Below are 8,047 nucleotides of genomic sequence, written 5' to 3' on the forward strand. Positions count from 1 at the left end.
TCGACAACTTCTGCCAGACCGTCGGCGTCGGCGCCGGGCCGACGGTAAGCGACGTGGCGATACGGAGCAGGTCGGCCTCGGGCAGCGGGCTCGGCGGGGTGGTCGCGTTCCCGCCGAGCCGGCCGCCGACCGTCAGCACGACGGACGGGTCGCCTTCGACCCAGGTCAGCTCGTTGATACCAGCGCCACTGGTCCGCAACGTAACGCCCTCGGTGCCCCGCAGGGCGATCCGGCCAATCTGGGAGCCTGGGTAGTACTGCGTGTAGGCGCTGGCCACGTCAGCAAGCGTCGCGTCGGGCGTTTCCCGCTGGACTGTCAGCTGAACGCGGGTGCCGTCGCCCTCGAACGTGCCGATGATGACGTTGCGGCCGATCCGGGTGGTCGGCACCACGCCGGTGAGGCTGACGCCGCTGGGCAGCCAGCCGATCTTCACCCCCTCCACGCTCGGAGCCGGCCTCCAGCTACCGCCGCCTCCCGGCCCGGCGGCCGTCGCCGGGCCGGCGGCCGCCACGGTCACCAACCCGGTCAGGGCCAGGGCTGCCAGGCTGCCGAGGGCTCGGGGCAGCCGACGCACTGTGGGGTGCTGTCGGGGGCGTTGGAGTCCCCCCGGGTGGATCCGTCGCCTCGCGCCACCCGGAGGGCCTGTTCGCCTCAGTCGGCTGCGGGAAGGGCCGTCAGAACAATCCGCCATTGACGTCTCCTGCTCTGGTAGGCGCTGGCCACGGTGGCGCCACGCACCGAGATGGCTCAGCTGCCGGTGGAATATTTTCCACCTTCTAAGAACGACGTTGACGCAATCAGGTTGACGCGTTTGACCAAACCTTTCCCCAACATCCGATGTAGCTACGCAACAGCTTGACAACTATAGGGCGTTCCGCGTTACGCACGGTTCAGCCCCCATGCGTATGTCGGGTGTTGTCGCCGAGCACGTCCCGCCAGCGGGGAACTCCTTCTCTCGCCGGGAACCAGGCGACGCAGGTTCACGGCGCCACGCCCGGCGCATCTCGGCTCATCAGACCAGCAAAACCTCTGATCAGACACCTGACCGATCAGCCCGGTAGGCGTCGATGACCACGGTGAACTGGCCGTTGACGGTGACGTCGGTGATGCCGGCGAACAGGGCGCCGGTGCCGGGCAGGGCGACGACCGTCCGGACACAGATGACGAACGACGCGCCCGGTTCCAGGGTCTGAGCGCCGTCGCCGGGGTTGCCGGATCCGCAGTTCGCGCCCACCGAGGCGAAGTGGATCTGCGGCTCGCCGGAGACGCCTTGGTCCTGTAGCGCGAGGGCGGCGGCGAGGCGGGCCCGGTCGGTGCCCTCGGTCTCGCTGTCGGCGGTGGCGAACGCCCGGCCGGCCTCGCGGGCCGCCTCGGTGACTCCGAACGCCGATTTCTGCACCGAGAACACGCACAGGAACAGGTACACGAACGGGACGAGCAGCACGACGGACAGCCCGACGAACTCGATCATCGCCGAGCCGTCGTCCGCCCCTCTCCCGTCGCGGCGCGCCCGGCTCCGGCCGTCGCGGGGCGCCCGTCTCTCTCCCCACACCACCCGCGTCCAGATCACGCGGATGGTACGCAGCCGCCGGGGCGTCAAGGCTGCTCCTTGACGGCGTGGCCGGTGACGGTGATCGTCACGCCGTCACCGAGTGGGACGAGGACGAGCGGGACGGCGACCTTGCAGGTCACCTGGACCAGCGGGGTACCGCCGGGGCCGTCGACGTCGGTGCCGGTGCAGACGGTGTCGGCGCGGCCGGGGATCGTCCGGGCGATGAGCGCCTGGGCGTAGGGACCGCCGTCCGCGGCCGCGACGCCGAGGTTGGCCGCGTGCCGGGCGCCCTCCGCCGCATCCGCCGCGAGCGTGTTGCGGATGTGCAGGATCAGGCCGACCTGCAGGATCCCGAGGAACAGGAACAGCAGCAACGTCCCCACCAGGATGAACTCGACGACCGCCGACCCCTCGTCGCCCGACGCGCCCCCGTCACCGGGTCCGCCGGCTTCCTCTTCGCCCCGCGTGACCGGGGTGTCAGCCGCCGCCACCGCCGACACCCGACACCGAGTTGATCGCCGAGGTGAACAGGTTCTGCAGCGCCGGCGTCGCCAGCGTGGCGATGGCGACGACGAGCGCCGCCGTCATCACTGTGATCATCACCCAGCCGGGAACGTCCCCCCGGTCGCGACCGTCGCCGCCGGTGTCGGTCGTGTCGGTGGCCGACCGCCAGGCCAGCCACCTCGCCTTCAGGGTCTGCCCGATACGTCGTCCCATATCCCCTCCATCACCGTCCGGCCTGAGGTACCCCCGGCCTGGGCCATGCGCCCGGACAGGAGCCGTGCGCCCACGTCGTCCGTGGCGCGCACCCTATGCCTCCGCGTCGGGCACCGCGTTGTGCCAACACTGCGTTATGCCAACACCGCGTTGCGCCAAGTTGGTTGGGCCTGTGTCGGAGCAGGCCGCGTCCCTCCCCGGGGGCCGCCGCGATCACTGGGCGATCACGGTGAAGCTCACCAGGGCGGGGTAGAAGGCGAAGATCACGGTCGTCGGCAGGACGAGGAAGACGACCGGGATCATCATGGCGATCTCCTTGCGGCCGCCGGCCTCCAGCAGCTGCCGCTTGCCGGCCTCGCGGACATCCATCGCCTGTGCGCGAAGGATGTCGGCCAGCGGGGTGCCGCGTTCGATCGCGACGGCCATACCGTCGACGAACCGGGCCAGTGGCGCAAGCGCCGTGCGGGCGGCGATGCCCTCCAGGGCCTGCACGAGGGTGGCGCCGGCGCGGGCGTCGGCGAGGGCCAGGCGCAGCTCGCGGCCCAGCTCGCCATGGGTGAGCCGGCTGACCCGCTCCAGCGCGCCGATCGCGGACTCCCCCGCGGTGACCGCCAACGCCAGCAGCTCGGCGACCGTGGGGAACTCCAGCAGCATCCGATCCTCGCGCTCGTTGATCGCCCGGGTCAGCCAGTACTCGCGGCCGACCACCCCGCCGGCGGCGCCGGCGACGACGAGGGCGACGTCGACCAGGGCCGGCGGGCCGATGCCGAGCAGCGCGCGCAACGCCAGCAGGAACGCGCCGATCAGCGCGCCGCTGACCGCGCAGATCACCTGCTGGACCCGGAACTCCTCGATGCTGGTCCGCCCGCCCGCCTGGGTCAGCCGGCGCTGCAGTGCCGCCCGGCCGCCGAGGAAGCGGTCGAGCCGGCCGGCCACATCCGACAGCAACGGCCGCAGGAGCGCCTCGACCGCGGCGAACCCCGGGCGGGCCGACGCGCGCGGCCGGTCCGCGAGCAGGCGGGACGGCGTGGGCGTGTCACGAAGGTAGGGGTCGAGCCGGTCGGCGAGCTGGATGCGCCGCGCCCGCGGCGACCGGTAGACGACAATGACCAGGCCGAGCCCGGCGAGCAGGCCGAACAGCGCCCCGGCGGCGACCATCGTCATGGCTGCATCCCCCGATCGGACTGCGCCCCGAACCCCGGCCCGTCGAAGCCCCCGGGCCCGTCAGTGGCGGTGGTGGTGGCGGTAGCGGCGGCCTGGGCGGCGGCGATGGCCCCGCCGCGCAGCACCCGGCCCTCCTCGGGCAGCCGGCCGATCCGTTTCATCAGCAGGTAGGCGAGGGCGGACACGCCGCCGCCGCCGATCAGCACCAGCACGCCGGTCGGGCTGTCGTACGCCTGCACGTTCTGGCCACGGGTGGCCAGCAGGAGCAGCACGATCCAGGGGGCGGCAAGCGCGAGGCGGGCGGCGTTGACCGTCCAGCCCTGGCGGGTCTCCAGCTCGGCCCGGGTGCGGGCGTCCTCGCGCAGGAAGGTCGACAGGGTGCGCAGGAGCCGGCCGAGGTCGGTGCCGCCGACCTCCCGCGCCATCCGCAGCGACTCGATGATCCGGTCGGCGACCGGGTCGGCGAGCTCGTCGGCGAGGCGGTCCAGGCAGGTCGAGAACGATCCGGTGGCGCTGTAGTCCTCGCCGAAGCGGGTGAACGCCGGGCGTAGCTGCACCGGCCCGCGCACCCCGACGGCGGCCAGGCCCTCGGGCAGCGACATCCCGGCGCGCACGGCGCTGGCAAGGTTGTCGACGACGTCCGGCCACAGCTCCCGCAGGTCGTGGATGCGGCCGTGGCGGCGGCGCACGACCAGCGCCCGCGGCAGCAGGCTCGCGAAGACCACGAACGCGCCGGCGAGCGACAGGGTGCCGGTGAACGCCAGCACGACCAGACCGACGAGCAGGCCGAGCCCGGCGCTGATCGCGACGAACTGGCGGGGGCTCAGGCCGCGGATGCCGGCCTGGGCGAGCAGCTCGGCGGTGGTGTGCTCCCAGCGCATCGTCGTCGGGCCATGCGACGCGCGGGGCCGGCCGCTGGTGATGATGATGAGGAACAGGCCGAGCCCGCACAGCAGGCCGAGAAAGATCCCCATCAGTGCTCCACGGCGATCTCGGGCCAGCCCCCGCCGGGTCGGCGGTGGGGATGGTCGCGGTCCCCCTGGGCGAGCAGGGCGGGCAGGTCGTAGCCGGCGCGGGTGAACCGGTCGACGTGCGGGGGGAAGCCGTCGACGCGGACGAGGCCCTCGGCGCGGGAGCGGTAGATCTGGGCGATCTCCACGATGTCGCCCTCGGCCCGGCCGGGCAGCGCGACGATCTCGGTGACGCGCCGCCGGCCGGAGACGTCCTTCTCCAGGTGGACGACGAGATCGACGCTGGCGGCTACGGTCGGCACCACGAAGGCGTGGCTGACGTTCTCCCCGGCGAGCAGCGGCAGCGTGCACAGCTTCGTGACGGCCTCACGGGCCGAGTTGGCGTGCAGGCTGCACATCCCCGGCAGCCCGGAGTTCAGCGCGATGAGCAGGTCCAGCGCCTCCTCCTGGCGGACCTCGCCGACCACCAGCCGGTCCGGGCGCATTCGCAGCGCCTCCTTGACCAGCCGACGCAGCCGGATCTCCCCGCTGCCCTCCAGGTTGGCCTGCCGGGTCTGCATCGCCACCCAGTCCGGCGAGCGCAGCTTCAGCTCGAAGACCTCCTCGCACGAGATCACCCGTTCGCGGGCGGGGATCGCCGAGCCGAGGCAGTTGAGCAGTGTCGTCTTCCCGGCCTGGGTGCCGCCGGCGACGATGATGTTGAGCCCGGAGACCACAGCGGCCTCCAGGAACGCGGCGGCGGCCGCGGTGATCGTGCCCAGTCCGATCAGCTCGTCGAGGCTGCCCGCGCTCAGCACGAACTTGCGGATGTTGATCGACCAGTGCACCCGGGTCACGTCGGGAATCACCACGTGCAGCCGGGAACCGTCCGGGAGCATGGCGTCGACGAAGGGGGTCGACAGGTCCACCCGCCGGCCGGACGATTTCAGCATCCGCTCGACCAGATCCTGCACCTGGTCGGCGGTGAGAATTGTCGTCGTCAGCTCGCTGCGACCAGCCCGGGCGATGAATACCCGACCTGGCTCGTTGATCCAGATCTCTTCGATGGTGGGGTCGTCGAGATGGCGTTGCAGCGGCCCGAAACCGGCGACCGCGTCGTAGACCAACCGGGCGGTGACATCCCGGTCGACGACGGGCGGAAGGTCACTGACGAGAACGCGTTCCTCGTAGTCGGCGAGCACCTCCTGAACGAGCTGGCGGACCTGAGCCGGATCGCGCACAGGATCCAGGGAACGCCGCCGGACGAGCTCGCGGACCTCGTCCTCCACGAGCGATGTGGCGTCCAGCCAACCGCCACGTGCCACCGCCACGAAAACCGCCGATCCTCCAGCTCCGCCTCTTCCTCGCCCGGACAATTGCTACGAAGCGTAGAAAGAAGGTCACTGCTTATCAAGCCCTGACCATCAGGATGGACGCAACAACGTTCGCACAACCCCATCCGGGGGTGGGGGGCGGGTCGGACACAGGCAGGTCACGGTGTGCACACCGTCCCACCTTGACCACCCATAAAGTTACTCTCCGCATTCGATACACGGTCGCGGATCGAGGGACAACCATCGCCCTACGCGTACATCCCGCAGATCGGTCGTCCGCCGACCGCCCCGGAAACGCCCACAGGATTTCGCCGCCTAATCGTCCCGGAGGCGGTAACCTCGCGGCGGTCCCTAACCCGCTCATCCGTGAAGCCACAATCGCCTGCTGGGTCGACCGGTGGAGCCTCCCCCACCCCGCCGATCTCACCCGGTAAGCCACTAACGCCTGCCTCGGGGGTCCCTTCCGTGTCCGGTCAGCCATCGATCCGCGGGCTCGCCAACCGCTGGCGAGAAGCCCATCCGCCCACCACCGTGGCGCCGCCCAGGACCTGCCTGCGGCCCGCCACGCGCGGCCTGAAAGGGGCGAACCGATGAGCGGAGACCGGGATTTCCAACCGTCGGACATGTTCGACAAAGCCGCTTGGAAAATGTTTTGGCGGATTGTGGAGAATTGCCCCGTGGCGGTATTCGCCACCGACGCGGTCGGCCGGCATCTCTTCGTGAATCGGCCGTGGTCCGAGCTAACCGGACTTACCCGCGACGAGGCAGTCGGATGGGGATGGGACCGGGTGGTCCATCCCGATGACGTTGCCACGGTGAGCGACCATTGGCGGCGCCTGGTCACGCATGGCGACGGGTTCTCCGCACAGATTCGACTGGTCCGACCGGGCGGGACCGCCCGTCGGGCGATCATTCAGACGGTGGCGACGTCCGCCGGCGACGGGCGGCGCCGTTTCGTCGGCACCCTCACCCCGGCGCCGGTCGGCGCTCCCACCGCGAGCGGCACCGACCACCGTGACGCCCGCGGCCTGGACGCCCCGGCGCACCCCGACGGCCACCCGCACCCTGATGCCCTGGCCGACCCTCTCGCCGACAACGACGCCGAACATGTCGTACCGCCCATCGACTCTGGGGCTGGGGCTGGGGCTGGGGCACTGGATCTCAGCGCCTTCGACGCAGCCTTCCTCGACGAGCAGCTACTCGGCCACGAACTGTTCGGCCAGCAGGATGCCGAGCCGGACGGCATCCTGCCCGGCGGGCCCGATCGCCACGGACTGCTCGACGGGCTGGGCGGCTACGACCCGTTCGACGATGCAGCCCATGCTTTCAGCGACTCCGCCGACGATCCGTTCCGCTGGCCCGACAGCCCGACCGGCGCAGACGATCCGGACCGCCCGGATGGACCGGACCGGTTCGGCGACGGCTCAGCCGATCCCGCGCCGGACCTCGACGGTCCGGTCATCGGTCATCCCGCCGGAACTGGACACCCCCCGTCCGGGCCCCCGGCGCGGTGGCCCGACGCGGACGACGCCGCGACGAATCGGCGTTGGGCGGTCCCGCTGCCCCGCCGGCCGATTCCCGGCGAGCCGACACCCGGCTGGTCCTCCCCCCGCGAGGCTTCGGAGGACCGGTTGCCGGCCTACCCGCGCGGCGCCCTACCGCCCGGCGCCGAGTGGCGCGCCGCCGTCGTCCTGCACCGAGACGAGGACGCCGATCTGCATCCACGCCCCCCTCACGCCGACGGACGGCAGGCCGAGGGCTGCGGCTGCCTGTTCGCGCAGACGCAGCGGATCGAGGAGGCCTGCCGGGACCGGGAGCGCTGGCTGACGACCCTGCTCGCCGAGCTTGCGACCGCGGTCCTCATCGCCGATCGCGACGGCAGCGTCGTCGCCGTCAACCAGATGTACTGCGACCTGTTCGATCTGGCCGACTCCCCCGTCGACCTGGTCGGCACGGACTGCCGTCGGCATCTGCGGCCGCGGGCCGGACTGGTCGACGACCCGTCTGGCTTCGCCGCCCGCCTGGACACCCTGCTGCGCCGACGTCGCACGCTGCGCCGCGAGCCGGTCATGTTCGCCGACGGCCGCGTCTTCGAACGCAGCCACATCACGCTGACCGCGGCCGACGGCTACCGCGGTCACCTGTGGCTCTACAGCGACGTCACCGACCGCCGAATCCTCGAGGCCGAGATCGAGGGGCTCATCTCCGGGCTTTGAACACGACCCGGCAGGGCCTCGCCGCAATCTGGCCGGAATCTGGCCGAAACCAGGTTGGCGAGCAGACAGGCGGCAGCGGCTGGGGGTGGCGCCGACAGGTCAGCCGACAACTAC

7 protein-coding genes and 1 pseudogene are annotated in these 8,047 nt (G+C 71.5%); 1 reads left to right on the forward strand and 7 read right to left on the reverse strand.

From position 1 onward, the window contains the following. From G6R25_RS18715 to G6R25_RS18745, 7 genes and pseudogenes are all read right to left on the reverse strand, one after another. A pseudogene (locus G6R25_RS18715) lies at window positions 1–574 on the reverse strand (hypothetical protein); the annotation flags it as partial. 459 nt (window positions 575–1,033) lie between these two features. After that, window positions 1,034–1,600 (reverse strand): hypothetical protein, encoded by a 567-nt coding sequence (locus G6R25_RS18720; protein ID WP_336501764.1) that lies wholly within the window; start codon window positions 1,598–1,600, stop codon window positions 1,034–1,036. Further along, window positions 1,597–2,043, reverse strand: a complete 447-nt coding sequence (locus G6R25_RS18725; RefSeq protein WP_412842753.1) for a TadE/TadG family type IV pilus assembly protein — start codon at window positions 2,041–2,043, stop codon at window positions 1,597–1,599. Before G6R25_RS18725 ends, G6R25_RS18720 begins: the two co-directional genes overlap by 4 nt. Next, entirely contained in the window at window positions 2,030–2,269 is a 240-nt protein-coding gene (locus tag G6R25_RS18730) for a hypothetical protein (RefSeq protein ID WP_163554015.1), read from the reverse strand. Before G6R25_RS18730 ends, G6R25_RS18725 begins: the two co-directional genes overlap by 14 nt. A 213-nt stretch (window positions 2,270–2,482) precedes the next feature. Then, entirely contained in the window at window positions 2,483–3,433 is a 951-nt protein-coding gene (locus G6R25_RS18735) for a type II secretion system F family protein (protein ID WP_163554016.1), read from the reverse strand. After that, window positions 3,430–4,407, reverse strand: a complete 978-nt coding sequence (locus G6R25_RS18740) for a type II secretion system F family protein (RefSeq protein WP_163554017.1) — start codon at window positions 4,405–4,407, stop codon at window positions 3,430–3,432. Before G6R25_RS18740 ends, G6R25_RS18735 begins: the two co-directional genes overlap by 4 nt. Continuing rightward, the gene (locus G6R25_RS18745; RefSeq protein ID WP_163554018.1) at window positions 4,407–5,714 is read right to left on the reverse strand and encodes a TadA family conjugal transfer-associated ATPase; all 1,308 of its coding nucleotides are present in this window, start codon (window positions 5,712–5,714) and stop codon (window positions 4,407–4,409) included. The genes G6R25_RS18740 and G6R25_RS18745 overlap by 1 nt, the downstream gene beginning before the upstream one ends. Before the next feature lie 650 nt (window positions 5,715–6,364). On the opposite strand from G6R25_RS18745, the gene G6R25_RS18750 reads away from it, so the two are divergent. Then, the gene (locus tag G6R25_RS18750) at window positions 6,365–7,933 is read left to right on the forward strand and encodes a PAS domain-containing protein (RefSeq protein ID WP_336501767.1); all 1,569 of its coding nucleotides are present in this window, start codon (window positions 6,365–6,367) and stop codon (window positions 7,931–7,933) included. Window positions 7,934–8,047: the final 114 nt, after the last annotated feature.

Origin of the sequence: Candidatus Frankia alpina (assembly GCF_902806485.1) — a bacterium.
Taxonomy (GTDB): Bacteria; Actinomycetota; Actinomycetes; order Frankiales; family Frankiaceae; genus Frankia; species Frankia alpina.

Excerpts from the sequence above, each read along its gene's own strand:
- G6R25_RS18735 (WP_163554016.1), bottom strand. The coding sequence starts at position 3,433 with ATGACGATGGTCGCCGCCGGGGCGCTGTTCGGCCTGCTCGCCGGGCTC.
- G6R25_RS18740 (WP_163554017.1), bottom strand. The coding sequence starts at position 4,407 with ATGGGGATCTTTCTCGGCCTGCTGTGCGGGCTCGGCCTGTTCCTCATC.
- G6R25_RS18730 (WP_163554015.1), bottom strand. The coding sequence starts at position 2,269 with ATGGGACGACGTATCGGGCAGACCCTGAAGGCGAGGTGGCTGGCCTGG.
- G6R25_RS18750 (WP_336501767.1), top strand. The coding sequence starts at position 6,365 with ATGTTTTGGCGGATTGTGGAGAATTGCCCCGTGGCGGTATTCGCCACC.